This is a genomic window from Paenibacillus sp. F024 (assembly GCF_057814255.1).
Window position 1 is genome coordinate 16165 of record NZ_JBVASZ010000032.1, and the last position, 25112, is coordinate 41276.

The 25112-nt window shown below is 49.5% G+C and carries 25 protein-coding genes and 1 rRNA gene; 16 read left to right on the forward strand and 10 right to left on the reverse strand.

Going from position 1 to position 25112, the window contains the following annotated elements:
- The first annotated feature begins 149 nt into the window (after positions 1–149).
- The 4 genes from ACZYR9_RS22550 to ACZYR9_RS22565 are packed head-to-tail and all read left to right on the forward strand — an operon-like array spanning position 150 to position 3883.
- Positions 150–1436 carry an aromatic ring-hydroxylating oxygenase subunit alpha gene (locus tag ACZYR9_RS22550; RefSeq protein WP_488980684.1) on the forward strand — a complete coding sequence of 429 codons (1287 nt, stop codon included), beginning with the start codon at positions 150–152 and terminating at the stop codon, positions 1434–1436.
- 25 nt (positions 1437–1461) lie between these two features.
- On the forward strand, positions 1462–1965 hold the full coding sequence (locus ACZYR9_RS22555) for an aromatic-ring-hydroxylating dioxygenase subunit beta (protein ID WP_488980685.1): 504 nt from the start codon (positions 1462–1464) through the stop codon (positions 1963–1965).
- Between the two features lie 39 nt (positions 1966–2004).
- Positions 2005–2904, forward strand: a complete 900-nt coding sequence (locus tag ACZYR9_RS22560; protein WP_488980686.1) for a VOC family protein — start codon at positions 2005–2007, stop codon at positions 2902–2904.
- 31 nt (positions 2905–2935) lie between these two features.
- Entirely contained in the window at positions 2936–3883 is a 948-nt protein-coding gene (locus ACZYR9_RS22565; protein ID WP_488980687.1) for a substrate-binding domain-containing protein, read from the forward strand.
- A gap of 68 nt (positions 3884–3951) precedes the next feature.
- Here the strand turns inward: ACZYR9_RS22565 and ACZYR9_RS22570 are convergent, their stop codons facing one another.
- The gene (locus ACZYR9_RS22570; RefSeq protein WP_488980688.1) at positions 3952–4845 is read right to left on the reverse strand and encodes a LysR family transcriptional regulator; all 894 of its coding nucleotides are present in this window, start codon (positions 4843–4845) and stop codon (positions 3952–3954) included.
- A gap of 35 nt (positions 4846–4880) precedes the next feature.
- Positions 4881–5816 carry an amidohydrolase family protein gene (locus ACZYR9_RS22575; RefSeq protein WP_488980689.1) on the reverse strand — a complete coding sequence of 312 codons (936 nt, stop codon included), beginning with the start codon at positions 5814–5816 and terminating at the stop codon, positions 4881–4883.
- Between the two features lie 116 nt (positions 5817–5932).
- Here ACZYR9_RS22575 and ACZYR9_RS22580 point away from each other — a divergent pair, with 116 nt between their 5' ends.
- Positions 5933–6700: an IclR family transcriptional regulator gene (locus ACZYR9_RS22580; RefSeq protein ID WP_488980690.1), complete on the forward strand. Its 768-nt coding sequence runs from the start codon at positions 5933–5935 to the stop codon at positions 6698–6700.
- 45 nt (positions 6701–6745) lie between these two features.
- Here the strand turns inward: ACZYR9_RS22580 and ACZYR9_RS22585 are convergent, their stop codons facing one another.
- Both ACZYR9_RS22585 and ACZYR9_RS22590 read right to left on the reverse strand, forming a co-directional pair.
- A complete protein-coding gene (locus ACZYR9_RS22585) occupies positions 6746–7003 on the reverse strand; it encodes a hypothetical protein (protein WP_488980691.1) in 258 nt (85 codons plus the stop codon).
- Positions 7004–7133: 130 nt separating this feature from the next.
- Positions 7134–7946, reverse strand: a complete 813-nt coding sequence (locus tag ACZYR9_RS22590; protein ID WP_488980692.1) for a dienelactone hydrolase family protein — start codon at positions 7944–7946, stop codon at positions 7134–7136.
- Positions 7947–8100: 154 nt separating this feature from the next.
- Between ACZYR9_RS22590 and ACZYR9_RS22595 the strand changes: the two genes are divergently transcribed.
- The 6 genes from ACZYR9_RS22595 (at position 8101) to ACZYR9_RS22620 (ending at position 14344) form a co-directional block, all read left to right on the forward strand.
- Positions 8101–9459: an MFS transporter gene (locus ACZYR9_RS22595; RefSeq protein WP_488980693.1), complete on the forward strand. Its 1359-nt coding sequence runs from the start codon at positions 8101–8103 to the stop codon at positions 9457–9459.
- A gap of 306 nt (positions 9460–9765) precedes the next feature.
- Complete coding sequence (locus ACZYR9_RS22600) at positions 9766–10482, forward strand: class II aldolase/adducin family protein (protein WP_488980694.1); 717 nt, start codon at positions 9766–9768, stop codon at positions 10480–10482.
- 52 nt (positions 10483–10534) lie between these two features.
- Positions 10535–11605, forward strand: a complete 1071-nt coding sequence (locus ACZYR9_RS22605) for an ABC transporter substrate-binding protein (RefSeq protein ID WP_488980695.1) — start codon at positions 10535–10537, stop codon at positions 11603–11605.
- 43 nt (positions 11606–11648) lie between these two features.
- Positions 11649–12668, forward strand: coding sequence for an ABC transporter substrate-binding protein (locus ACZYR9_RS22610; protein WP_488980696.1), 1020 nt, complete (start codon positions 11649–11651; stop codon positions 12666–12668).
- A 68-nt stretch (positions 12669–12736) separates the two neighbouring features.
- Positions 12737–13537, forward strand: coding sequence for an ABC transporter ATP-binding protein (locus ACZYR9_RS22615; RefSeq protein WP_488980697.1), 801 nt, complete (start codon positions 12737–12739; stop codon positions 13535–13537).
- The gene (locus ACZYR9_RS22620; RefSeq protein WP_488980698.1) at positions 13538–14344 is read left to right on the forward strand and encodes an ABC transporter permease; all 807 of its coding nucleotides are present in this window, start codon (positions 13538–13540) and stop codon (positions 14342–14344) included.
- 108 nt (positions 14345–14452) lie between these two features.
- On the opposite strand, the gene ACZYR9_RS22625 is transcribed toward ACZYR9_RS22620, so the two are convergent.
- Both ACZYR9_RS22625 and ACZYR9_RS22630 read right to left on the reverse strand, forming a co-directional pair.
- Positions 14453–15022 (reverse strand): MFS transporter, encoded by a 570-nt coding sequence (locus tag ACZYR9_RS22625; protein WP_488980699.1) that lies wholly within the window; start codon positions 15020–15022, stop codon positions 14453–14455.
- The gene (locus tag ACZYR9_RS22630; protein ID WP_488980700.1) at positions 15012–16454 is read right to left on the reverse strand and encodes an FAD-binding oxidoreductase; all 1443 of its coding nucleotides are present in this window, start codon (positions 16452–16454) and stop codon (positions 15012–15014) included. The genes ACZYR9_RS22625 and ACZYR9_RS22630 overlap by 11 nt, the downstream gene beginning before the upstream one ends.
- Before the next feature lie 143 nt (positions 16455–16597).
- Here ACZYR9_RS22630 and ACZYR9_RS22635 point away from each other — a divergent pair, with 143 nt between their 5' ends.
- Complete coding sequence (locus ACZYR9_RS22635) at positions 16598–17011, forward strand: hypothetical protein (RefSeq protein WP_488980701.1); 414 nt, start codon at positions 16598–16600, stop codon at positions 17009–17011.
- Positions 17012–17078: 67 nt separating this feature from the next.
- Here ACZYR9_RS22635 and ACZYR9_RS22640 read toward each other — a convergent pair whose 3' ends face one another.
- Entirely contained in the window at positions 17079–18611 is a 1533-nt protein-coding gene (locus ACZYR9_RS22640; protein ID WP_488980702.1) for a phospholipase D family protein, read from the reverse strand.
- 298 nt (positions 18612–18909) lie between these two features.
- On the opposite strand from ACZYR9_RS22640, the gene ACZYR9_RS22645 reads away from it, so the two are divergent.
- From ACZYR9_RS22645 to ACZYR9_RS22655, 3 genes are all read left to right on the forward strand, one after another.
- Positions 18910–19845 (forward strand): protease complex subunit PrcB family protein, encoded by a 936-nt coding sequence (locus tag ACZYR9_RS22645; protein WP_488980703.1) that lies wholly within the window; start codon positions 18910–18912, stop codon positions 19843–19845.
- 209 nt (positions 19846–20054) lie between these two features.
- Positions 20055–20846, forward strand: coding sequence for an alpha/beta fold hydrolase (locus ACZYR9_RS22650; RefSeq protein ID WP_488980704.1), 792 nt, complete (start codon positions 20055–20057; stop codon positions 20844–20846).
- A 45-nt stretch (positions 20847–20891) separates the two neighbouring features.
- Positions 20892–21332, forward strand: a complete 441-nt coding sequence (locus tag ACZYR9_RS22655; RefSeq protein ID WP_488980705.1) for a thiol-disulfide oxidoreductase DCC family protein — start codon at positions 20892–20894, stop codon at positions 21330–21332.
- Between the two features lie 97 nt (positions 21333–21429).
- Here ACZYR9_RS22655 and ACZYR9_RS22660 read toward each other — a convergent pair whose 3' ends face one another.
- The 3 genes from ACZYR9_RS22660 to ACZYR9_RS22670 form a co-directional block, all read right to left on the reverse strand.
- A complete protein-coding gene (locus ACZYR9_RS22660; RefSeq protein ID WP_488980706.1) occupies positions 21430–22383 on the reverse strand; it encodes an alpha/beta hydrolase in 954 nt (317 codons plus the stop codon).
- Positions 22384–22484: 101 nt separating this feature from the next.
- On the reverse strand, positions 22485–23717 hold the full coding sequence (locus ACZYR9_RS22665) for an ABC transporter permease (protein WP_488980707.1): 1233 nt from the start codon (positions 23715–23717) through the stop codon (positions 22485–22487).
- On the reverse strand, positions 23714–24463 hold the full coding sequence (locus ACZYR9_RS22670) for an ABC transporter ATP-binding protein (RefSeq protein WP_488980708.1): 750 nt from the start codon (positions 24461–24463) through the stop codon (positions 23714–23716). Before ACZYR9_RS22670 ends, ACZYR9_RS22665 begins: the two co-directional genes overlap by 4 nt.
- A gap of 524 nt (positions 24464–24987) precedes the next feature.
- Between ACZYR9_RS22670 and ACZYR9_RS22675 the strand changes: the two genes are divergently transcribed.
- A 16S ribosomal RNA gene (locus ACZYR9_RS22675) occupies positions 24988–25112 on the forward strand; the annotation flags it as partial.

The window sequence follows — 25112 nt, forward strand, 5'->3', positions numbered from 1 at the left end:
CGCTCCATAGGGGGCGGCTTTTCTCATGGCCATAAATTTTGTCAATGGGTGCCGATTGAGACTTTCAATTGGAGCAATTAAGAGAACTGACTTATTATTGGAAGTAGAGAAAAGACCCTCAGAACATGTTGCTAAAGGAGGCATCTCAATTGCAATGTAAACGCTTTATCATTGACGATCCGGAACGCATGCTGTTTAAGGTAAGCCGTTCCGTTTTTACAAGACCGGAACTTTTGGAGAAAGAGAAAGAAATCATCTTTAATAAATGCTGGATTTATGTGGGACATGAATCGGAAGTGACGAAAAAAGGGGATTTCGTCACGAGAAATGTCGCGGGCAGACCGATTATTTTTAACCGGGACAGCAGCGGCCAAGTGCATGCGTTTCTCAATACCTGCTCTCACCGCGGTGCGATCGTATGCCGGGAAAGAGAAGGCAACTGCAAAACGTTCCGCTGCTTTTATCATGCATGGACCTTTAGCAATAACGGGAGTAACATTGCCATCCCCGGAGAAGATTCTTATCCTCCCGGCTGGGATAAATCCCATATGGGTCTGCACAACGTGCCGCGTTTGGAAAGCTACAGGGGATTCTACTTTTTAAATTTCGATAAGCATGCGATTTCGTTGGAGGAATATTTGGCCGGAGCCAAGGAATATCTGGATCTGATCGCGGATCAATCCGAAACCGGTGAAATGGAAATCATTCAAGGTACCCAGGAATATGACATGAAGGCCAATTGGAAGCTGCTTGTGGAGAACAGCTTCGATGACTACCATGTGGTGCCGACGCATATCACTTATTTGGATTATTTGAAGGATTCCGGTGTGGAGATTGCCCTGCCCAAAGGCTTATTAATGCCGGCGCACGGGATCGGCAAGCCCCTTGGCAACGGTCATGCCGTCATCGATAACAAAACCTATAGGGGAAGGCCCATCGCACGTTGGATGCCCATCTACGGAGAGGATGCCAAGCCTGTGATCGAGGAGAAGCGCAAAGAGCTTGTCCGGCGTCTCGGGGAAGAGAAGGGGATGAGGATTGCAGAAACGAACCGGAATCTTGTCATTTTCCCGAATCTCGTGATCAATGACGGCTCCTCGATTACCGTTAGAACCTTTTTTCCTGTCAGTCATAATCAGATGAAGGTTACGGCTTGGGCATTGGGGCCCAAAGAAGAATGTCCGGTAGCAAGAAGAGTCAGGCTGGACAGCTATTTAACCTTCTATGGCCCGGGCGGATTTGCTACTCCGGACGATGTGGAGGCGTTGGAAGTTGCTCAGCAAGGATATGAAACGTATCAAGAAGTGGAATGGTCCGATATTTCGCGCGGACTGCATAAAGAAGAACAGCTGAATACGGATGAAATACATCTGCGGACATTCTGGAGAAGATGGAACGAATTGATGACGGGCGAGACCACGCCGGGTACCAACTAAGCACATGCGGGCAGGAGGAATTCACATGAGCGTAAAGAGGATAGCGCAGGATATTAAGCGGTCCGACATTGAAGATTTTTTATATCATGAAGCCTATTTATTGGACGAATGGCGCCTGGATGAATGGGGCGAGCTGCTGACGGAGGATGCCTGGTATCTTGTTCCTCCCAATGATGTGCCGAGAGGGAACCCGGAGAATACGCTGTTTCATGTCGCGGATAACATCGACCGCATACGTTCGCGGATCAAAAGATTGAAAAGCCGCCACGCCCATGCGGAAAACCCGCACTCCCGAACCAGAAGACTGATTACCAATGTTCGAATTACAGCCCGGGACGGCGATTATATTTCCGCCTGCGCCAATTTTATGGTGATGCGCTACAGGAGGCATGAACAGATCAGGCAGTACGTCGGAGTGTATGAATATAAATTTGCGGTCAGGGATGGACAACTCAAAATTGCCGAGCGCAAAGCGATTTTGGATGCCGAGGAATTGGGCCGGTTGGGTTCGGTAAGCATTCTACTGTAAGTCATTGGCGAAATCCTGAACGAATGAGGAGGATGGATGATGATCCGCTATACAAAGCTGGGCTATGTGGCACTCAATGTGACAGATGTGGAAAAAAGCGCCAATTTTTACCGTGACATGGTGTGTTTGGATCAAGTCGGGGAAATCAGAGAGGATATCGCCTTCCTATCGTCGAGCTCCGATTATCACAATCTGCTGTTGAATAAATCCGACAAACCGGGACTGAAGAGAATCGCTTTTGAAATGGAGAGCACACAGCAGCTGGAGAAAGCCTTCGAGCTTCTGGAGAAAGCCGGATGTCATCCGGTAGAGGTGGATAAAGCGGAGAGAGCCCTGCTCAAAATCGATAAGGCGTTCCGGTTCAAGGACCCCAACGGCGTCACCTTTGAATTGTATAACCGGATGATGCAACGAGCCAAGCCGTATCAACCCGATCCCATTAAAGTATTGAAGCTGGATCATATCGTGCTGCGGGTACCTAATCTTAAGGAGACGGTGCGCTTTTTTACCGAGGTATTGAACTTTAAAATATCCGACACGCGTCATAAGCCGGATGGGGAAATGTATTTTGCCTTTATGCGCTGTTTTCCCAACCCGTATCATCATTCCTTCGGCATATCTCAAGGCGACGATCTTCGCATGTTTCATGTGGCCTACAAGGTAGCGGATATCAACGATGTGGGTGTAGCGAGAAACCGGCTGATGAATTATAACGTACCTGTGATTTTCGGACCCGGCCGGCACTTGGCCTCAGGCAGTATTTTTATGTACTTCCTGGATCCTGACGGGCTGACTCTGGAATATACGCTGGGCATGGAGGAATTTCCGGAGGAAAACCCGCGGGAGCCCAGGATGCTGGATAACACGCTGCGAACCACGGATATGTGGGAAGGCGCGTCCGATCCAAGAATCGGGAAAATCGGGCACGTAGAAGTGTAAATCAATCAAGAATAAAGGAGTTGAACGACCCTTGTCCAAACGAAAATTAAAAATCGGGAGCACATTTTATTTGCATACGATGCCCTTGCTCAACCATTCCATCGAAACGAAGGGGTTCGATTATACCGCCGAGATTGTAAAAAACATTGACGAATGCACCTTGAGGACTTTAAAAGGGGATTTTGACATCGGAGAAATGTCTTTAGCGACATTCCTTAAGGTTCAGGAAAAGGATTCGAGCTTAAAGGCGCTGCCGGTGTTCTCCCGAAAAATTCCCCAGGTTTATGCTTTTTGCTCCAAGGAATCGGATTTAAACAGCTATAAAGATCTAAAAGGGAAGAAAGTGGCGGTATTCCAATATTGGGTTACCGCATCGATCTGGCACAGATGGCTGCTGACCCATCATTACGGAGTAGACACGAAGGATATCATTTGGTGTCCGCTTCGCAAAGACCGGATGGATAACATGCCTTACCCCGAGGATCATCAGATGAATTGGGACTATCTGGGCGATACGCCCGAAGAACTGTTACGCAGCGGCGAGATCGATTGCTTCTTTTATGCGCGCAAGCCGGACCGGTTTGACGGCCTGCGCTGGCTGCTCAAGCCGTCACCGGAAGAGCAGATTCAATTCGTTCAGCATTCCGGAATCACTCCGATTACGCATGTGATGGCGATCAAAGACGAAATCGTACAAAGCTCTCCGGAAATTATCGATGAATTAATGGAGGTGTACGAGAAATCAAAGGCGAGGGGGTACCGGGAAGCGGCACACATGGTAAGTCTTTACCTGCCATTCGCCGATTGGCATCTGCACCAGACGGAATCCAGCCTGGGCGGCAGGGATTGGAATGAGAACGGATGGTCCGAAAACAAGCCTATTATAGAAGCCTTCTATCAAGCATGCCTGGAACAAGGGTTTATTCAACAGCCGTATGATTTGTCCAACAGCTTTATCCCCTATGATTATGAGAAGTAGCACAAGATGAGTACTGTGCAAAAACCGGCTGCGGGATAACCCCAGCCGGATGCTATAACAAGCTAATGCTAGAATTGTTGAAAGAGCTTCTTCGCGGCACAGACGACCGTTTCCCGGATTTCTTGCTGAAGCCGGGCTCCGAGCACCAAATAAATAGGGACGGTCGGAAGCGGAAGATTCATCGGCAGCTCGACGATCGTTTGGTTTCTTAATTCTTCGCTGACAATCATTTTCTGCAAAAAAGCAACGCCAAGTCCTTTTCTGACCATCATTTTGATCCAGCCCAGATTGTTGATTTCCACCATTTGAACATCCTTCAACCCGTTTTTTTTCAAAAATTGCTCTACCAGCTGGGTTGTCAAAAACGGTTTGCTGTAGGTAATAATACGTTCTTTCTTCAGCTCCGCGGTAGTGATGGTTCCGGTTTGGGTTAACGGATGCTCCGGCGCGCAGACCAGAATATTCGACTCGTTTACAATATGAATGGCATCCAGATCTTTGGTATCGGAAGCGGACTGGATATAAGCCAGACCAATGTCTACAGCACCTGATCGAATATCTTCGAGTATCTCTTTCGTCGTGCTGATATTAACTGAAAAATCGATTTGCGGAAACACGCCATAAAGCGCTTTCAGCAGCTCGGGCATAATTTCCACACCCATGTGATTGGGGCAAGCGATCGTAATGGTTTTTTGTTCGTATGGAGCTTGCTTCAAGGCTAGCAGGCAGTTTGAAATACTGTCGTAGGCTTCGCGGAAATATGGCAGCACCTTTTCACCCGCAGGGGTGAGGATCACCTTTCGTCCGCTGATTCGGTTGAACAAGGGGCTTTGCAATTCCTGCTCGAGCATTTGAATGCGAACGCTGATTGTAGGCTGGGTAACGTATAACGCTTCCGCAGCGGTAGAGAAGCTGCCCTTTTCGACAACCATCAGGAAGGCCTCGATGTTTTTTAATTCCATGGGTTAGGGATCACCTCTGTTGTGAAGATGATGCATTAGCCGCCCATCAGGCTATGATAACCTGAGGTGCCTTCAATTTGCGGGGGCCAAGCGCATAGATCAAAAGGAAAATCCGAACCGGGCACCACTTGCTCTTTACCTGCCAAATCTATTAAATATTGTAAGGCATCCGTATTCCAGAGTACAGTATCAAACCAGAATCTTTTTAAATATTCAACCGGAGGCGCCTGAAGTGAGGAGGAAACGGCTTTCCATTGCCCGCAGCCCTTGTTCAGACGACCGATTTGATAGGGTAAAAAGCCGCCTCCATGGGCAAGAAGCACTTTGACTTTCGGATATGTATCAAGCCATCCGCTTAATAAAATATCGGTCGAGCAAACGGTTGTTTCCCAGGGCACTCCGATTAGATTGGGCATCATTCGATTCTGCAGACGCGGATCCTCGCAAAGAAGCGGATGGATAAACAAAATAGCCCCTAAACGGTCCGCTTCCTCCCATAAAGGGATATAATCAGGATGGGTCAGCATTTTGCCGGAAATGCCGGGGCCGATAATAGCGCCTTTGAGTCCGGACGACATGGACCGGTTCAACTCGCCTGCGGCAAGCAATGGATCGTTTAATGGCAGTGTAGCCAAGGCCAATACCGAAGCATGACGCCTGGACATATTCGCTAACGAATTATTATACACTTGGGACAGCTCTTGGGTAATATCGCTGGTAAATTCATAAAGAAACAACTGCGGGATCGGTGAGACTAACGACTGATTCACGCCGGCGCGTTTTTGTTCCGAAAGATACAGGCTTTCTTGGACGAATGCTTCTTTTAATTCAAACGACCATTTTCCGTTAACCGTTAGAAATTCCGCTTTTGCCGGGTCTTTTTTTTCCCATTTGGCGTTCACACGGGCACGGTTGTCCCGGAGCCAGTTCATGACCTCATCCGGAATAAAATGCGTATGCACATCATACATGAGATAAGCCTCCTGTGTTGTAGGTTATATGTATTCTTAATGTAATACGCTTGACAAGTGGGGTAAATACGGTTGTTCCTGTATGTGAAATCCATCTAGCGAGGAGGAAGCCTTTCATGGCCAAGCAGCAAGAAACGTTATCTTCTGTGCATAATGCGCTCCGCATTTTACGGGTTTTCACCTATGAAAATCCGGAAATGGGAATCAGCGAGTTGAGTGCGCGCTTGGGATTGGCGAAAAGCACGGTGTTCCGTCTTCTCCGAACGTTAAGTGAAGATCATCTGGTCGAGAAAAATAAAAAATCGCAGAAATACCATTTGGGGTTGGCTGCATTGGAGCTGGGCTTCGCTGTATATCATGAAATGGAGCTGCGCAAGGTCTCCCTGCCTTTCCTTGAGCGACTGACGAAATCTTTGCGAAAGGTTGTCCACATGGGGGTTTATGATAACGGAGAAGTCGTTTATATTTGCAAACTGCTTCCAGACGATCATTTGGGGACCATCACGCAAATCGGCCGCAGAGTTCCGTTACATTGCACCTCTGTAGGAAAGATCCTGCTAGCTCATCAAAACGAAAGCGAAAGATCAAGGCTTTTGCAGAACAAATTCACCGCGTATACAGGTAAAACAATGACCGATCCAGACCGGTTGAGAAGCTGTATCGCCGATATTCATAAAAAAGGCTATGCCGTAAGCCATGATGAATTGAAAATGGGCGTCAGCTCCGTTTCGGTTCCGGTAATGAACGACTATGGAGAAGTCATTGCCGCGATCAGCGCAGCCGGATCAACGGCGCATTTTTACGACAGTCAGGTCCAGCAGTATATCCGTGAGCTCAAAACGTGCAGCCGGATTATAACGGAACGGCTGGAGATGGAGGAATAAAAGGTTTCCAGCCTTCAAGGTGCATGAGGCGCACCTTGAAGGTTATTATTTTTTCACGGGGGAAATCACAGCGGCTTCATAATCCGCCGGATCATTCACCCAATGCTCCTCAAGCAGAACGGACCGGACAACAGCCTGCTCCACCTCGGACTGCCCCCAATTCAGCATGAGCTCAACCGCTTCCTCATTATCCATTACTTCGGTGAACAAGTTGTGGGCGCTAAACCAATAGCTGCGTTTGCCGGTCCGTTCATTGTAAAAGCTGACGGTTCCCGGCCGAAACGGATGTTCAATGATTTTCATAACGGAATCCCACCTTTTTGCAAATCGCGATCCTTGAACAGCAAATCGTATAACCAAAAGCATAAAGGCGCAACGCGGTGTTAGCAACCGGTCTGTTCCTTCATGTGGAATTAGGGAGCTTGATGTCGAATCACAAATGTTTGTTGAGAAAATCCAGACTGCGCGAAAAGGAATCTCTTGCCGCCTGGATGCGGTACGATTTGCGCGTGTCGTTAAAGAAGGCATGCGGAGTCTCATCGTAAACGTGATATTCAAAGGATTTTCCGTGCTTCTCCATCGCTTCGGCAAAAGCAGGAATCTTCTCCGTAATTCCCGTATCCAGCTGTCCGTAGAAACCGATCACCGGACATTGTACCGATGCAGCGCTGTCCGCTGCCGGCGGATTGCCGTAGTAGACCACGGCACAGGCTAGGCGGGGAACGTGAACCGCGCAATAGCCGGATAAAGCACCCCCCATGCAAAAGCCTAATGCCGCTAGCTTGGATCCTTTCGTTGGAGCATACTGTTCCTGTATGAACCGGCTGGTGGAGAGCATCTGCTCCAGATGCTGTGCGGGCGCGGTAGCGGCGAACATTCCCTCGATCGTCTCTAGCAAAGCATTCTGCTGCTCCTGAGGGTAGGCGGAAAGTGCCTGACTCCTCACCTGGATGTCCCGCCAACCGGGAGAAGGAAGCTGATCCATGAACCCTTTGGCGGCTTCAATCCGTTCTGCAGTCAGATGGCTTGGACGCTTACCGTGACGAGAGAACAGATCCGGCGCGAAAGCGGCATAGCCGGCTCTGGCGAACCGATGGGCCACATCCTGAATATGCCCGTCCACCCCGAAAATCTCCTGCAGTACCATGACCGCAGGCAGACCGGATGCCGGCCGTGAAGGTTCAGCGGCATATCCTACATATTCCTTTTGATCTCCATATTGTACCCACTCCGAAACAAATCCCATGATCAGTTCCTCCTTTGAAATCTTTTGATTCATTTCATTATTTTACCATCAAAGTTTGCGCTGTGGCACACAAAAGTTCATAATAAATTCAGCATACGCATCGGATAACAAACGGATTTTTATCATTCGATAAAGGAAATAATGGAGGCCTGAAATGGAACCAGGCGATAAAAAACGCAAGCTTTTAATCATAGCCATAGCACTGGGCTTTATCTTGAATCCTTTGAATACGACGATGATCTCCGTGGCTTTTTCCAGACTGCAGGAGGATTTTGGGTTGTCCTTTACGGAGATCTCCTGGTTGATTTCGACCTATTACCTGGCAAGCGCCATCGGACAGCCGGTACTGGGTAAGCTCAGCGATATGTTCGGAAGAAAGCGGATGTTTATCATGGGCCTGCTGCTGGTTACGGTGTCTTCCATGCTGGCTCCGTTATCTCCAAGCTTTCATTGGCTATTGGCCTTCCGTATCGTTCAAGCCATCGGGACGTCTGCGGTGTTTCCATCCGGAATGAGCATTGTGCGCAGCGTGGTTACGGAGAATCAGGCGCGTGCGCTCGGGGTTTTATCGGTATTTTCTTCTACTTCTGCCGCTTTTGGACCATCCATAGGCGGATTTTTAATTCATTATGGGGATTGGCAGGCGATTTTTATCATTAATTTTCCTGTCATTCTTGTTTCGTTGATCCTGGCCGTAAAAGTCATGCCTGCAGATACAGGGAAGTCATTGAAAATGAAAATGGATGTAAGGGGAATTATACTGTTTTCTTTGCTGGTTTTGGTCTGGCTTCTCTTTTTACTCTCCTTAAGCAAAGGAGGGGAATGGTGGCTGCTGGGCGCAGGTATAGGACTGGGATATTTCTTTTACAGGTTTGAGCTTCGTCAGCTTCAGCCTTTTATTGATGTTCATTTTCTTAAAAACAACAAGCATGTGACGCTGATTTATATTCAAAATATTTTAGTTAACATCGTATTTTATTCCATCACCTTTGGAATTCCTTTGTATTTGCAGACGGCCCGGCATTTTGATACTCAACAAACCGGGCTGTCGATGCTGTTCCTTTCGGGCTTCGCCGTGCTGATTACACCTGTTGCCGCAAGATGGCTGGATATAAAAGGCTCCCGATATCCCTTGTTGTTCGGCACACTGGCCGTCATTACGGGAACGCTTCTGCTCATGACCGTACAAGACGGCCCCGGATTGGTCTGGTTCTTTGTCGCTCTTTCCTTCCTTGGCATGAGTACAGGGATCAATAATCTCAGCCTGCAGACCGCTTTATATTCCTTCATCTCCACGGAGGAAACGGGCGTCGCTTCGGGTTTATTGATGACATCCCGCTATATGGGAACGATTCTTTCGTCCAGTTTGCTCGGCAATGTTTTCGGTAAAGAAATCGCATCCAACGAGCTTCATTTAATGGCGCTTATCTGCGCAGTCATAGGCGGACTGATGCTGGTGATAACGATCCGGCTGCATCAAATGAAACCGGGGCATCCTTCCGGATTACAATAGAAAATCATCATGTGGGCATAGGGCACTTATAGATTTCCTTAATACCTTGGTATCGAAATTATCAATTTGAATGTGAGGAACTTATGAAATATCATTAGTGACATACTTGGAAATAAACGTTTAGGCTAGCCCCGATGTTGAACGGGTGCATGCCCCCACCCGAATATAAAGCGCTTACACTCCCCTGTCAATACTAGCGTGCTTTAATCTCCTATGATTCCGATTCAAAGGTTAAAAAGGAGGGCGCCGTAATCCCTTAAGGTAATCGCATCCATTGACTTGAAAATGATAGAAGGAGTGTATGGGATGAAGGAATTGGAAGGGCTTGATCTAACGATTGTACAGGATTTAAAAGAAAAAATCGCGCTGGGCTGTAAAATTTTAGCGAAATTGGAGCTGTCTGATTATCTTGGACATGTGAGCGCCCGCATACCCGGGACAGACCTTATACTGATTAAAGCAAGGGGTCTGGATCTGGGGAACCTGCTGGATATGACAGCGGATAAAGTGGTGATGGTGGATTTGGAAGGAAGAAAGGTTGAGGGCGAGGGCTTGAACCCCCCTGATGAAGTCGTGCTTCATACGGAAATATTCAGAGCGCGTACGGAGGTGATGTCCGTAGTCCATACCCATCAGCCGATATCCACTATACTTGGTGATTTAGGGATGCGAATCCTGCCCATGCAGGGCGTCATGGCTGCCATAGCCGCAAGAGAGATCCCTGTCTTTGCATCCTCTTTAAAAATCGTGACACGCGGGCAGGGTGAAGACGTAGCCCGGGCATTGGGGGATCATTGGGCCGTTCATCTGCGCAATCACGGGATTTGCACAGTCGGTGACAGTATTGAGCAAGCGGTGGTTTTTGCCATATGGCTGGAGCAACAGGCCAAATTAACCTGGCAAGCCTCGATGGCGGGAACCCCCCGTGGCATGAGCCAAGAGGAGGCGGAGCGCCAGATTAAGGATGCTTTAGGACCTATGGCCAGCCGATGGAGATACTATTGCAGTTTGTTGAATCACTAGTGTCGGCTAATTTGTTGGCGCTTTCAAACGTGAATAGGAATGGAGGGTCTTTATGAGAAACAGTCTCAGACTAAAGCTCTTTTGCTTCATATACCTATCACTTGGCGTATTGCTCACTTTGGCTGGCTGCGGGAGCGGGGGGCGGACGGCTAGTCCGCCAAGCGGAGGACAGCCGGCGGGGTCATCCAGTGAAGGGCAATCGGCAAGCCCGCAAGCTTCAGTTAAGAAAATGCCGGATCAGCTGACCAAGATCAAAGTAGGCATCCCAACGCAAAATATTAATTTTTTGCCATGGTATGCCGCGGTTCAAAAGGGGATGTTCAGCAAATATAATCTTGAAGTTGAGCTGCAAAGGGTTGAGGGCGGCGTTGTCGGCTTAAGAGGTCTTCAGACCGGTGATTTTACTTTTCTGGGGGGCTTGCCGGAGCCCGCGATTACCGGTGTTTCGGAAGGGGCGAATGTCAAATTGATCGGTGCGTTGACATCACAATCGATGTATTCGATATTCGTTACCCCGGATATCCAGGACATTAAAGATTTAAAGGGGAAGGCCGGAGCGGTAGTGCAGCCGGGTAACGGCACCGATGTCATTTTGCGCTGGTGGCTGAAACAGCATGGGCTGGTGCCGGATCAAGACGTACGGATCCTTTCGGCCGGCGGTAATCCCGCCCGGGTACAGGCAATGAAAGCGGGTCAGGCTCAAGTGACTCTGCTAAGCCCTCCTACCGATTTGCAAGCGGAAGCAGCCGGGTTCAAGAAAATCGGATTAATCCGTGATGAACTGAAGAGCTACAACCATGATACGATTGCAGCCAACGGAAAAATGCTGGCCGAAACACCGGAAATCGCCCGGGCGTTCATGGCGGCAACCGCAGATGCCATTGATTTTATCAAAGATCCGGCCAATCGCTCCGAAGCGGTTCAAATCGGCGCAAAGGTCTTGAATACAAAGGAAGAAGATGTAATGAAATCGCTGGAGTTTGCTCTTCCTTCTTATGGAAATAAAGGAAGGCTGAATGTGGACGGAATCAAATGGGCCATCGATACGGCAAGAGAGGCGGGGACATTGACCAAGGATATTAAGCTGGAGGATGTTGTGGATGAACAATATTACAATGAATAAGTCATTTCATGGCCATGGTATTACATGACAGGGGGCGATCCGTTTGAGAAGAAAATGTTTCACCATTCCACTTATTATATTGGTAGCGCTTACGATTGCGCTCACCGCCTGTGGTTCAAATCCGGGACCGGTCAACGACCAGAATGCAAGCGGGCCAAACCCAAAAAGCAAGCCGGACCAGGTCGTAGAAGTCAATATCGCTACGGTATCCAATACGATCGATTTCTTACCCTGGCACGTAGCTGCAAAAAAAGGATATTTTGAAAACCATAATTTAAAAGTGAATATTAAATCGGTGGATGGCGGAGTTGTAGCCTTAAGGGGCCTTCAATCAGGAGACTTTCAATTTATTGCAAGCCTGCCGGAATCCATTATTACCGCCGTATCTGAAGGGGCTAACGTAAGGGTTGTGGGCACGTTAAGCAATAAAACCTTATTCTCGATGTTTGTTGCTCCGGATATTAGCAAGCCTGAGGATTTGAAGGGGAAGGCGGTCGCGGTTTTACAGCCGGGCAACGGTGTGGATATTATTACGCGTTGGTGGCTGAAAAAGCATGGTCTTGAGCCTGATAAAGATGTCCGTATCGTTTCTGCGGGCGCAACGCCTGCCAGGTTAACCGCATTAAGAAACGGGCAGGTGCAGGGGACGCTGCTTCAGCCGCCCAACGACGTTAACGGCGAGAAGGCAGGAATGAAACGGTTAGCCGTGATGAGCGAAGAACTGCAAAATTATAATCAAGACGTCATTGCGGCTAATGGAAAGGTAATTAAAGATCAGCCTGAAGTGGTTCGCGCCTTCATGGCTGCTACGGCGGAAGGTATAAAATTCATTAAAGATCCTGCCAACCGCGAGGAAGCGATCAAAATCGGAGTAGAGTCGCTTGGTACGGATCTGGAAGTCACGACAAAGTCTTTTGATTTTGCTTTGGATGCCATCCCGGAAAAAGGGAAATTGAATATTGAAGGCATGAAGTGGGCGATCGATGCCGTCAAAGAAATCGGCGGAATCCAAAATGATCTGCCGGTGGAGAAAGTTGTGGATGACAAGTACTATGCGGAATAAAGGGCGGAAAGCCTTGCGCCTGCTCCGCTTTGAAAATCAATAAAAACCTTTAGCAAAGGAGAACTAGGATGACAGCAGCAGCGCCGTTAATGAATTTTGAGAATCTGAATGTTATATATAACCAGGGTGAGCCTAATCAGGTTCACGCGCTTCAGGATGCCTCGGGAGAAATTTATGAAGGCGAGTTTATTTCGATTATCGGTCCCAGCGGATGCGGGAAAAGCACACTACTGCATACATTGGACGGATTAATTCGTCCGGTAACCGGCACTATTCATATTAACGGACACCGCGTTGAAGGTCCGGGTGGAGAGAAGGCCATGGTATTCCAAGACTTTGCCTTGATGCCTTGGCATACTGTTTTTCAAAATGTGGCTTTCGGGTTAAGACTGCAGGGCAAATCGGAAAAGGATATCCGCGATCATGTGATGCATTATATCCGGATGGTCGGACTTGAGGGATTTGAAGGCAAGTACCCTCATCAGCTCTCGGGCGGAATGAAGCAGCGGGTAGGTATTGCCCGCGCCTTTGCCGTAAACCCCAAAATATTATTAATGGATGAGCCTTTCTCCGCGATAGATGAACAGACACGCGAGATCATGCAGGAAGAAGTATTGAAAATTATGTTTAAAGAAAAAAAGACGGTGATTTTCATTACGCATTCCATCGATGAAGCCGTGTTTTTGTCCAGCCGGATCTTCCTAATGACCGTACGTCCCGGCCGAATTGTGGAGGATTTAAAAATCGACATCCCTTATCCCAGAACATTGGAAACCAAGCTGCTTCCCAAATATCAGGAATATAAATCTCAAATCTGGAATCACCTCAAAGGGGAAGTTACCAGACAATATCATAAGGGGGAAGTGTAAATGGCCAAATTGGAGACGCTGAAGTCGGCTGCCGTCGGTCCGGTTTCCCCAAAAAAATCAAAATTCTCCCCTGCCTGGACCTATCCTCTGGTGACGATCGCAAGTATTTTATTGGTATGGGAAGTCTGTGGACAGGTAGGGATGATCGATCCTTTTATGTTCAGCTGGCCCAGTAAAATCCTGGTACAGACCTGGGGATTTGTTATGAATGGAAGTGTATTCCGACATTTGGCGATAAGCGGTCTGGAAGCGGGGATCGGATTGGCCATGGCTATGATCGGGATACCATTGGGGCTGGCTCTGGGCTATTGGAAAAAACTCGAGTATTCCTTTGATCCGATTATTACCGCGCTTTATACCACACCCGTGGTGGCCTTAACGCCGCTTTTCGTATTGTGGTTCGGGTTGGATATTTTATCCAAAATTATGATGGTGTTTACGATGGCCGTTTTTCCTATCTTGATCAATACGATGGCGGGGGTCAAAACAACGGATCCGTCGTTGATCAAAGCGGCACGTTCTTACGGAGCCAATGAGTTACAAATGTTCAAGGAAGTCATTTTTCCTTCCACGCTCTCTTATATTATTACAGGAATCCGGCTGGCCATCGGGCGCGCGCTGATTGCAGTCGTCGTCGCCGAAATGCTGGCGGCCAACAAAGGGATTGGGTATGCCATCCGGCATGCATCCGAGCTGTTCCGCACGGCCGAATATTTGGGCTATGTCGGTGTTTTGATGGTCTTCTCCGTACTGCTGACCCAGCTGCTGAAGGTGGTTGAACGCAAAATAGCCCCTTGGCGCAACTAGTCTTAACCGATAAATCCGGTCCATGAAGTTTCTTTCAGCGGCCGCCGGCTGCCGATCCTGCAAAAGCTCCGGAAGAACGATCTTCCGGAGCTTTGTCGCGCGCATCTATCATTGCTCCTCCATTCTCAGCAGCAGCAGTCCGCTGACGAACATCCACAAAGAGCCGATATAAAAGATGATATCCAGCGTGAAGAAGTCGATCAGCATGCCCCCGGCTATAACGGCAAGACCGGAGAACAAGCCTACCCAGCCGTGGTAGGAGCCGATTTGCCGCCCTCTGAGCGGCCCCTCCGTGATATCGGCGAGCAGTGCCTTCTCGCCGGTTTTTTGCATTGCCCCGAACAGTCCCATCAGCACCTGCAGTACGTAAACCTGCCAAATCCCGGTCACTACAGGGAAAAACAAGAACAGTGCCGCCATGCCCCAAGCGCTCCAGAGCAGCAGCGATTTCCTGCCGTATCGATCGGACCACGCTCCGAGCCTGGGCTGGAGCAAGGACGAGCTGATGGCAAATAAGCCGTAAGCCAGCCCGTATTCGGTAAATCCGGCGCCGATCTCCTTGATGAAAATGAGGTAAAACGGAAAGACCAGTCCGCTTCCGAACAGCGCTGCGCTTTGAGAAAGCATCAGGCTGCGGATGGCCAGCTCGCGATTTTTGAGCAATGGTTTATTTTCCATGATTGGCATACCTTTCGTAAAGTAAATTTTGGAAAAGGCCATCCGGATCATATTGCCGCTTGGCATCGAAGAAGCTGTCCCCGTTAGGGTAAACCTGCCTCATTTGCTCCGGTGTCGGATACAGCTGGTAGGTTAAATAGTAGGTGCCGTTGTTTCGTATAACCGCATCCACAAGCTGCTGTGTGACCCTTTCGGTGTGCGCTTTCCCTTGATTAGAGAGCTTCTGGTTGATCAAGATCACCACGGCATAACCGTCATGCCTTGCATAAGACAGACGCGCTTCATCATTGCTGCGGATATATCGAACCGTAGCGTTCAGCAGATTGACCTTCTCCTGCCGGACGATCGTTCTTAGTTCGTCGACAAATGCAGAGAAACGGTCAGCAGGTACGAAATATTCCTGCAGGATATCCGTGTCCGTCGGGGAGCGATGCTCCAAAAACTCGATATCAGGCCGCATGGCGTTGTTGCGCGTGATCAGCTCTCCCTTAGGGGCATCGGCAAACATTTTTTTTTGGACAGACCAGATGAAGTCTTTGCCCCAATCCCATTTGCGCGATAGGCCGAACAAAAATTTATTGCGCTCTACGGAACGTTCCTCCTGCAGCTCGTTTAGAGAAGGCGTTGCTTTTTCATCGGTCCTTGAATAGGTGGTTACATACATTTCGTCCAGCAAGCTGTCTGAAGCTACGGACAATCGTGCAATGGCCAGCTCCGTTTCCGGCTTGGACAGGATATCATTGCGGAACCGGTCCGGGAAGGAGCGGTAATCGGTGATGAACGTATCGATCCGGTAGACGGGGTTATCCATGATCCGCAGGTCCACATCGACAATGACGCCGAACAGCCCGAAACCGCCGATGGCAAGGCCAAACAGCTCTTTATTCTCATCTCTGCTTACGTTAAGCAGAGAACCGTCGGCCATCAGCAGCCGAAAGCTCTCCACCGTTTCAATCACCGGACCGTGGTGCAGATCTCGTCCGTGCACATTCGAGCTGAGCGACCCGCCGACCGTAAAGATATTGGAGGACTGCATGACCCGGATCGACAGGTGAAGAGGATTCAAATAGTTCTGAACGTCGGCCCAGGTTGCGCCGCTTTGTACGCGAAGAATGCGCCGTTTCTCATCCAGATGCAGAATCCGGTTGAACGGCTTCATGTCCAGTACGACCGCGTCTTCATAGAATGTATGGCCTCCTTGGCTGTGACCGGCACCGGCAATGGAAATGGGCAGTCCTTTCCTTGCTGCCTCTAAAACCGTATCCTGCAAGCTGTTGAGGTCATCCGCCGGAACGATTTTCGTCACCTCGCGTGATAGAATCCGGCTTACATCCGTCATCAGCGTTTCCGGCCCGCGGGACCAGCTTCCGTACACCGAGGCCGCAAACAGCAGCAGATACAGAGCGATAAAAAGCAGATACCTTTTTTTCATGAAGGGGTTTTAGTCCTTTCCTGTTTCATAGGCTTCTGAAGAAAAGCTTATCACAAGAAGGGCCGGAGGAAAATTGTGTAATTCGGGGCCGTCAGGGGTAATAAGACATAAGTCATCATTTTCTAACAAAGGAGAGATAAGTGATGAGTAAACCCTTACAAGCTTATTTTCATACGGAAAACGATGCCGAGAATGTCAGAATCAAGCTGGAAACGCTCAGAGTGAAGCACATCGAGGTCGGAGCGCTGGAAGTTCCCTTTCAACCGGGCTCGCCGCCGCTATCCTTCCCTTCTGCGGCGGGCACGTCCGATGTTCCCGTAGAAGGAGGAACCGGAAGCTATGACGGGCCAGGAGGTACAGGGGCTCGAAGTGAAGCACCGCTGGGCGCCTACGTGGGAATAAGGCCGATTCGGGAGTCTCCCCGCAGCCGTACCAATGATGGAGTCGATGATCGGGAACTGCAATATGTGCTAAGCGCGATCGTAGAAGAGTCCGATGTTGACGATGCCTTGGAGATCATCCGAGGTAATCAAGGACATGTTGAATCGTTAGGATAATGCGATGCAAAAAAAGAGGAAGGCTTGGTGCTTATCCATAGGCCTTCCTCTTTTTTCTATTGGTCACTTAATAGGTTGTGAATCCAAGCGTTTCTTGTAAGCGGTAAATCCATTTTTTGATTGGAGTCGTCTTTTCCTTGAAGGCCTCGAAATCCAATGTGAATTCGGCATCCTTGTTGGTCCACAAACGATCAAAGTAATCGAGTACTTCAATGGATAGCTCGCTTTCGGCGGGCGCTTCGATCATCAGGTTTGATTCCAGATTTAAATCATCCAAATTTCGATTCGTTAAATTGGCGGATCCGCTGTGGATGACGGTTCTGGAAGGTCCGGCAATCACGGTCATCTTAGGGTGGTACTGTTCTTCAGCGGTGTTATACCAGCGGATTTGAATGCGGCCTTCCGATTGTTCCAGCAGCTGTGCCGCTACGGGACGGTTCGGAATGCCGATTTTCTCGCTTCCGAACGCATTCTCATTAGGGTCTAAGATGAGCCGCACATCCGCTCCGCGGGAAGAAGCATCGAGCAGTCCTTCTACAACTTTGGGGTCTGCGAGATAAAACATGCCCATCCACACGGTATCGCCGGTCCCTGCTTGGGCTAAAGACCCGAGGACGTATTTGTATACTTTGCCTTCGGTGAGAAGACGTACGGTTAAGTCGCCGCTTCTACCGTTTTCGCGGTCAGGATTGGACGGCAGCTCAGGCCCGCCGGATAGGCTGGAAACCGCCTGTTCGCTGCTCAGCACATCGTTGATGATGCCGCCATTTACCGCGAAGGCGACATTGGAGTGAAGGGCGCTCGCATCATGAATGTTGGCTGAAGAAATAATAGCCGTTTGATCGGTAACGATCACTTTGCGGTGATTTGCTTTTACATTAAACAGCTTCAGATAGGAGCGGACGGTAATGTCCGGCGCCGTTTCGGCCAGAGGATTGGTCAGCCACCCCGTTTCTGCTTCGCCTTCGCCGAACCAACGGAAGAAGATCCGCCAAATGCCGGAATAAATGGGAGTGGAGTCCCGCAAACGATCCGTGTCCGTGATTACTGTGGCAATACCGGCTTCCTCCATTCTTTGCAGCTCGGGCGATGGGTGCGAGCCGTAGGTGGTGTTGATCTCATCGGTGATGAATACCACCTCCAGCTCGGGACGCTCCTGCTTTTTGGCAATCAGCTTGTCTGTCAGCGTGGCGCTCAGTGAGGGAAAAGACTGGCCCGGATCGATATACCCGTTAAACAGGAACATATCGATGACAATAAAGGACTCCGCCTCGTCGATGGCCTTCAGGATACGGTCATAAATCATGTGCTCGGTAACAAGGGCCCCATCCTTTTGATAGGTGAGATCGGACAGAAACTCTATGCCCTCAACCTGATGCGGGTGCCCCTCATATGATATCCCTTCAGGGAGCGGTTTATGGGTATTTACGATGATGACCGCTACAATGGTCAGTAAAAGCAGCGCAGGGATCATAAGACGCAGCCGATCGGTGAAACGCCGGCTTCGGGAGCGTTTTTCCGGTTGTATTGAATTCCGGCTAGGGTACATCTGTCCTTCCTCTTTCCGGCTTGGGGGGGTTTGTATAGGATGAAGTTCCATAGCGATCGCTCCGTTCAGCGGTATTCTGCAGGCTCGATGGGTTAAGATTCACGATGCCCGTAAAAGAAATTAAAGCAAAATACAAACATTGACGCAGTTAAAAAAAGCTGTGGTAAGACGTTGGTTCGGGTTCTAGCCGTCAAGCTCGAAGTTTTAAAGGTTGATGTCGGAAAAAGAAGGAAATTGGATACAATTGTCGTTAAAATGAAGCCAGCTATCATACGGTGCAACCTTTTGGTCAATGGATACGTTTAGAAAGTAACTCCGGAGCGATTAAATACAAAGGTGGGATTTTCCAATGTCGGTCAAAAAATTAGTTTCCCTTTTGTCGGCTGCGGCGCTGTTGGGCAGCTTAACGGCTGGCTCAGCTTTTGCGTTCGATGATCTGAATCAGGATAATAAAGTTCAAATTATGGCATTAAAGGAGCGGGGAGTCGTTAGCGGTATGGACGGCAAGCATTTTGTTCCATCGGGTAAAGTCAGCTATGCTCAAGCCGTTCACATGCTGGTCAAAGGACTGGATATCAACATCAGCGCCATGACGTTCATTAAAGCTCCGCAAGCTACGGATTACTATACGAATATCCCGAATGATGCCTGGTACGCCGAGTCGTTTGTGAATGCTCATTTGAACGGTCTGCCGATTCCCAAGGATGTAGATCCGAACGGGACGATTACCCGTGAACAATTTGCGGACCTTATCATCCATGCCATCGATACGAAAGGGACCTTCCCTGTGATCAAGATGTTTGTGGTCTTTGAGGATGAGAATGAAATCGATCCTAAGCTCAGCAACAGCCTGCAGCGGATTGTTCTGCACCAAATCGCTAAGGTGGGCGAGGACCGCAAGTTTTATCCCAAGCGTGAGATGAGTCGCGGGGAAGCGGCTGTTTGGGTACATCATGTGATGAGCTTTGTCGAATCGCACGCAGAGCAGCCGGTACAGCAGGAGCAAGTCACCGTATCGGTGGAGAAGGTCAACGACGATGTCAACAAGGTCATTCTCTCCAGAGGCCAAAAGCCGACTGCAGGCTACGGCATTACGATTGAGAGAATCCGCTTCGAACAGGACGGACGAGCGGTCATTACCTACTCCGTTACCGATCCGGAGCCGGACAGCATGAACGCACAGGTCATTACGGAGCCTAAAGCACAGACGTACGTTTCCTCCAAGTATAAGCCGGTAGCCGAGCCAAGCGGGTTGAATGCGGAGCCGATGGCGGCCGAACGGTAAACTAAAAGGATGAAGGCCGATGTACGAGCCGATCGATCACTAATGAATTTATTGGTGGACGATCGGCTTTTTCCTGTCGCCATCAGTGGCTGCAGGCATTGGATTCATAGAGGAAACGGGCGGGTAAAATGGTATAATAGGTTTAAGAAACGAGCACATACTAAACTTATTATTGCTGCATAATACATAAGTTAGGGGAGTGGCACGGGATGGATAAACGTTATGAGAACGTAAATGGAACCAAGCTCGGTTATATTGAATGTGGAGAAGGTACACCGGTGGTGCTGATCCATGGCTTTTGCGGAAGCTCCGCTTATTGGGAAGAGGTCATTCCTCTGCTGGAGGGAAGCTGCAGGTTAATCATTCCCGATCTGCGGGGACATGGAGATTCCGCAGCGCCGGAAGGAACCTATACGATGGAGCTGATGGCGGAAGACATTGCCGGACTGTTGGTTAAAATGGGCTGCGGGCAAGCTGTTGTATTAGGGCATTCACTGGGCGGTTATGTCACGTTGACGCTGGCGGAAAAACATCCGGACAAGCTGCTCGGCTTCGGGCTTGTGCATTCTACGGCACTTCCCGATGACGACAAAGGGAAGGAAGGACGGTTAAAGGCGATGGAGACGATCAGGGAGCAGGGGCTGCCCGCTTTCTTGGAAGGCTTGATTCCCAAATTGTTCGCGCCTTCTCATTTTGAGACCATGCCGGAAGCGATCGGCAAAGCGAAACAAGTCGGTCTTGGCACAAGCCCGGAAGGTGCGGTTCGTACGCTGGAGGGCATGCGTACAAGAAAGGACCGGAATGCCGTATTATCCGGTGCGAAGGTGCCTGTGCTGCTGATTGCCGGAGCGGGAGACCAAATTATTGCGCCGGAAAAGACATTTTCGGTGAGCGGGGAGCGAATCATTACCAAAACATTGGATGGCGCAGGGCATATGAGCATGATGGAATCGCCTCAAGAGCTGGCGCAAGCCATACTTGATTTTACGGCCAGGCTGTAAAGGCAGCATAGGAAGGAGTGGACGAGTGTCCACATGGGAGATCACATGAGGGAACAATCGGCAGAGGAACTTTTGGTAGCGGCTGCCGGGCACCCATTGGTATTTTATGACGGTGTATGCGGGTTTTGCCAGCGGGTCGTACAGTTTATTCTTCCTAGAGACCGGAATGCCCTATTCCGGTTTGTGGCTATACAATCGGAAATCGGCAGGAAGCTGCTCCTTCATCAGGGAATGGATCCCGATGCATTGAGCACGTTCATTCTTTTGGAACGGGGAAAGGTGTATACGCGGTCAACCGCAGGTCTTCGGGTGCTCCGAGGACTTGGCGGCGGCTGGCCGCTTTTATACGCCTTTATTGTCGTACCTAGGCCTATACGGGATATAGTGTACGGTTGGGTCGCACGACACCGGTACCGATTCTTTGGCCGAAGCGACACCTGTATGCTTCCCGATTCGAAGGTCAGGGAGCGATTTCTCGACTATTAACCAGAGCTAAGTCTTGCTGTGAAGGGAAACCGGCAGCATCGGCAAAGAAGCAGCTGTCTCGTGACTGAGCAGCTGCTTCTTTGCCGGTAGGCGATCGTTAAAGCTTTTCTAAAAAGGCCGTAACCCGTTCTAGATATTCTTCTTTCAAAGGGGGATAGTTTTTGGCATGGCCTCTGGCGGATGTAGCCCACATGTCAAACCGGTCCTTGTGTTTTTCCCAAAGCGATTCGCTGTTTGAGATAGGAATGGAAGCATCCTTGGTACTGTGAATGAAAAGTATCGGTCTAGGGTAAATTCGGTCTACGGCTGCGAATCCGTCCACTTGATCGGGGTCTACGCCGATGAGCTTAGGCAAAATGCCTAAAATGAGCGGAGTGAAGGGGTGTTGCGGCAGGTTAGACCATACGGAAAGATTATCCTTCAGATAAAATCCCAGATGGTTAAAAGGACTATCGGCAATGATGCCGGATACGTTAGGCTCCTCGGCCGCCGCTATCAGGGATGTGCTGGCACCCATCGAATATCCCAGCAAAGCGATTTTCCCAGGATGATGGGCTTTCATCCAATCGATTGCTCCAAGCAGATCATATTTTTCATCATATCCTATGGTGGTCTTGCTGCCTTCGGACTCTCCCGAATTCCGGAAATCGAACATGAGCACGCTGTATCCGCGGTCCGTGAGCCGCTTGGCCAAATCCAGCGCTTCAGCGCTTTTTTGCAGCCGATTCGTGCTGTACCCGTGGGCCATGATGACTCCGGGTTTTTCGGAAGGGTCGCCTTCTATCGTTTTGCCGGGCAAAAACCAACCTTTAAGATTCAGTTCATCTTCCCGGCTCTTAAACTGTACGTTCTCGTAGGACATGCCCAATCGGTCCGGCGAGTCGTCCAGCGCAGCCGGCTTCGGATGGGTCAGCTGCCAGCCGACATAGGTGGCTATGCCCGCACACGCGAGGATTACAAAAAGAAGCATTCCGGCAATCGTCCACAGCCACCTCTTTTTTCGTCTGCCGCGTACCCTCGGAGCTCTCGTTATTAACGGGGTAGTTCTCATGCAGCGTGAATTCCTTTCTGCTGTATGGTTTTGATCGGTATCCCTTTTTGTAATTATACTTTATGTCAGATTCCGACAAAAGTAACTAAACTCCGGCTTTTTTAGTGCTTTCGCTTCATTGCGCCGTACAGATAAGGTATACTCCATCCAACCAAAAATAGTCCTAGCCCATATAACGGAACAGGCATCGCCCAAAGAGCAGGAAAAGCAAGAATTGCCATACAAGCGGTTTGAATCCGGAATCGGACGCTTCGGGCCGATCGGGCACGCAAGTCCGCCGGCAGGGGGTAGATGAAGGACCAATCGGAATGGCGGTACATTTTTAGCAGTTCCTTCAGCTGAAGAGATAAAAGTCCCGCAAACAAAATAAACAGAAAACCGCTCATCCACGTATCCCGGGCAAAAGAGATGAGCACCGCTCCCAAGAGCGTCAGCCGCGTCGTGATTCCGAACAACTCGGAACGCAGCCAAACGAGGGTATACATGTAACGGTAGGTGTCTTGAGAAGCAAACCGGAATCCTCCCAGCAGGCGAAGCACCTTCATCGGAGCAGGTTTAGGGCGCGGGCGGCTTTGCACTTCGGACACATCAATGAATTGGTTGAGCAAACGGAAGATGAACGCACGATGTTTTTTCTCTGTATCAATCAACCGCGGCCAATGGATACCTGATGATGTGTCAACCCAACGCAATATGCCGAATATCAGAAGCAGCGACGCCGAGACGATCAAAGTCCCGTTCCAAAGAGGCAATTTGAGAATCAGGTATGTCATGCCTCCGGCGATGAGCCATCGCAGAGCCGACCAAGACAGCGTTTGGATGCGTTCTGTTCGTTTGAGCTCCTGCCAACGGCTTAAGAGCATCACTTTTTTTAGTGCCGCAAGTACGAGTAGAATAACGACAAAGCTGGTTCCGTCTCCCCCAGCCGACAGGGCATACATCGGCCATACAGCCGTCCAGGCGGCTAGAAGGGCCAGAGTCTGTATCCAAAACGCCCGGGCTGCAGCCTTCTGCATATAAGTGGACATGGCTGCCTCCATCGGAATCATGAAAATGATGTCCGCTTCCTTAAGGTAGGTTCGAATCGGAGACAGGGCCAGGAAAGGGAGCAGCACAAGAGCCGCAAGCTCACGGAAAGGGAAGCCAGAAGGAGCTTCCGACAAGAGCCGGGTGTAGAAATAGGATCCCGCCAGCATGACCAGGACAACCATAAGTGCTGCGCTTTGCAGCGCATAACCGATATAGGGGTGAATCTCGACTAAAAAATCGGCCGTTCGCTTGTTCCAGAGACGTTTTGTATCCATGGACGGTCCATGCAGCTCTGTTTTGTTCATTCGACCTTCACTTCCCGGGTCACCAGGCTGCAGAAGATATCGTCAAGCGAGGCGTTCGGCATTTCCGCTTGTTGGCGAAGCGCGTTCATATCCCCGGCCGCTGCCATATGCCCTTGATGAAGCAGGAGGAAGCGATCGCCGTAGCTTTCAATTGTGGATAGGATATGGGAGCTGATCAGAATGGCTGCGCCGTTTTCTTTCACCTTGACCATTAATTCCAGGAGTGAACGGATGCCAAGGGGATCCAAGCCGAGAAAAGGCTCGTCAATGATATAAAGCTCCGGCTGGACAAGGAAGGCGCTCATGATCATCACCTTTTGCTTCATTCCTTTGGATAAATGTGCTGAAATCCGGTTTTGGTGAGACTTCATTTGAAATTCTTCGAGAAGCGCGGCGGTACGATGTTCGAAAGCTTCTTTATCTATTCCGTAAGCCATCGCCGCCATTTCGAGATGTTCTTTTACGGTCATCTCTTCATATAACAGGGGGCTTTCCGGTACGTAGGCGTACGTGCGCCGATAAGCTGTAGGGTCAGTTTCCAAGCGGATTCCATTCAACCGGATTTCACCGGAGTGCGGCTGCATCAAGCCTAGAATATGTTTAATCGTTGTACTTTTGCCGGCTCCGTTAAGTCCGATCAGACCGACCATTTCCCCGGGACGCACCGAGAACGTCAAACCGTGCAGTACAGGCTTTTGCCTGCTGTATCCGCCGGTCAGCTTTTCCACCTTCAATAATGGCTCCATGAAAGTAAATCACCTCGGTTCTATTGTACCTGTTTTAAGTGTGAAAAGAAAAAGCTCAAGGCTCCGGATGGGAAAATTTATCGGCTTGCTTGAGGATGGGCGTTTATGATACATTATTATTCCGGCCGTCGATGATGGCTTGTTGAAAAAAACAGTTGCAATGTGGAGCTGTTTTGTGGTAAATTACATTTCGCTGTCTAATTGCAGCGCTTTGAGAGTTTCTGAGTCAGCGGGTTCGTCCCCTGGATTGGACAAGGACAAAAAAAGTGCTTGCCAAGTAGATAGTAAATGTGATAGATTGAATCTCGCTGTTCGCTGCATACTGTGCTGAACAAGGAAAAACAAAACAGTTGCAATCGGACAGGCGATGTGGTAAATTAGTCTTCTGACCGCATGGGACAAGCGGTTGGGTGACATACTAAAGAATGAATTGCCCTTTGAAAACTGAACAACGAGTGAGTGCTTTAAATAGAGAATCGTATGATTCTCGCCAGTTTTAAATTTTGAGCTATATCAGCTTTTCTTTAATGGAGAGTTTGATCCTGGCTCAGGACGAACGCTGGCGGCGTGCCTAATACATGCAAGTCGAGCGGACTTATCCTTCGGGATAAGTTAGCGGCGGACGGGTGAGTAACACGTAGGCAACCTG

Bases quoted from the DNA above. Each gene is read 5' to 3' on its own strand.
- ACZYR9_RS22660 (WP_488980706.1), bottom strand. From the start codon at position 22,383: ATGAGAACTACCCCGTTAATAACGAGAGCTCCGAGGGTACGCGGCAGA.
- ACZYR9_RS22630 (WP_488980700.1), bottom strand. From the start codon at position 16,454: ATGAAAAAAAGGTATCTGCTTTTTATCGCTCTGTATCTGCTGCTGTTT.
- ACZYR9_RS22585 (WP_488980691.1), bottom strand. From the start codon at position 7,003: ATGAAAATCATTGAACATCCGTTTCGGCCGGGAACCGTCAGCTTTTAC.
- ACZYR9_RS22555 (WP_488980685.1), top strand. From the start codon at position 1,462: ATGAGCGTAAAGAGGATAGCGCAGGATATTAAGCGGTCCGACATTGAA.
- ACZYR9_RS22590 (WP_488980692.1), bottom strand. From the start codon at position 7,946: ATGGGATTTGTTTCGGAGTGGGTACAATATGGAGATCAAAAGGAATAT.
- ACZYR9_RS22580 (WP_488980690.1), top strand. From the start codon at position 5,933: ATGGCCAAGCAGCAAGAAACGTTATCTTCTGTGCATAATGCGCTCCGC.
- ACZYR9_RS22605 (WP_488980695.1), top strand. From the start codon at position 10,535: ATGAGAAACAGTCTCAGACTAAAGCTCTTTTGCTTCATATACCTATCA.
- ACZYR9_RS22670 (WP_488980708.1), bottom strand. From the start codon at position 24,463: ATGGAGCCATTATTGAAGGTGGAAAAGCTGACCGGCGGATACAGCAGG.
- ACZYR9_RS22615 (WP_488980697.1), top strand. From the start codon at position 12,737: ATGACAGCAGCAGCGCCGTTAATGAATTTTGAGAATCTGAATGTTATA.
- ACZYR9_RS22655 (WP_488980705.1), top strand. From the start codon at position 20,892: ATGAGGGAACAATCGGCAGAGGAACTTTTGGTAGCGGCTGCCGGGCAC.
- ACZYR9_RS22645 (WP_488980703.1), top strand. From the start codon at position 18,910: ATGTCGGTCAAAAAATTAGTTTCCCTTTTGTCGGCTGCGGCGCTGTTG.
- ACZYR9_RS22620 (WP_488980698.1), top strand. From the start codon at position 13,538: ATGGCCAAATTGGAGACGCTGAAGTCGGCTGCCGTCGGTCCGGTTTCC.
- ACZYR9_RS22625 (WP_488980699.1), bottom strand. From the start codon at position 15,022: ATGGAAAATAAACCATTGCTCAAAAATCGCGAGCTGGCCATCCGCAGC.
- ACZYR9_RS22650 (WP_488980704.1), top strand. From the start codon at position 20,055: ATGGATAAACGTTATGAGAACGTAAATGGAACCAAGCTCGGTTATATT.
- ACZYR9_RS22560 (WP_488980686.1), top strand. From the start codon at position 2,005: ATGATCCGCTATACAAAGCTGGGCTATGTGGCACTCAATGTGACAGAT.
- ACZYR9_RS22665 (WP_488980707.1), bottom strand. From the start codon at position 23,717: ATGAACAAAACAGAGCTGCATGGACCGTCCATGGATACAAAACGTCTC.
- ACZYR9_RS22575 (WP_488980689.1), bottom strand. From the start codon at position 5,816: ATGTATGATGTGCATACGCATTTTATTCCGGATGAGGTCATGAACTGG.
- ACZYR9_RS22635 (WP_488980701.1), top strand. From the start codon at position 16,598: ATGAGTAAACCCTTACAAGCTTATTTTCATACGGAAAACGATGCCGAG.
- ACZYR9_RS22600 (WP_488980694.1), top strand. From the start codon at position 9,766: ATGAAGGAATTGGAAGGGCTTGATCTAACGATTGTACAGGATTTAAAA.
- ACZYR9_RS22595 (WP_488980693.1), top strand. From the start codon at position 8,101: ATGGAACCAGGCGATAAAAAACGCAAGCTTTTAATCATAGCCATAGCA.
- ACZYR9_RS22570 (WP_488980688.1), bottom strand. From the start codon at position 4,845: ATGGAATTAAAAAACATCGAGGCCTTCCTGATGGTTGTCGAAAAGGGC.
- ACZYR9_RS22640 (WP_488980702.1), bottom strand. From the start codon at position 18,611: ATGGAACTTCATCCTATACAAACCCCCCCAAGCCGGAAAGAGGAAGGA.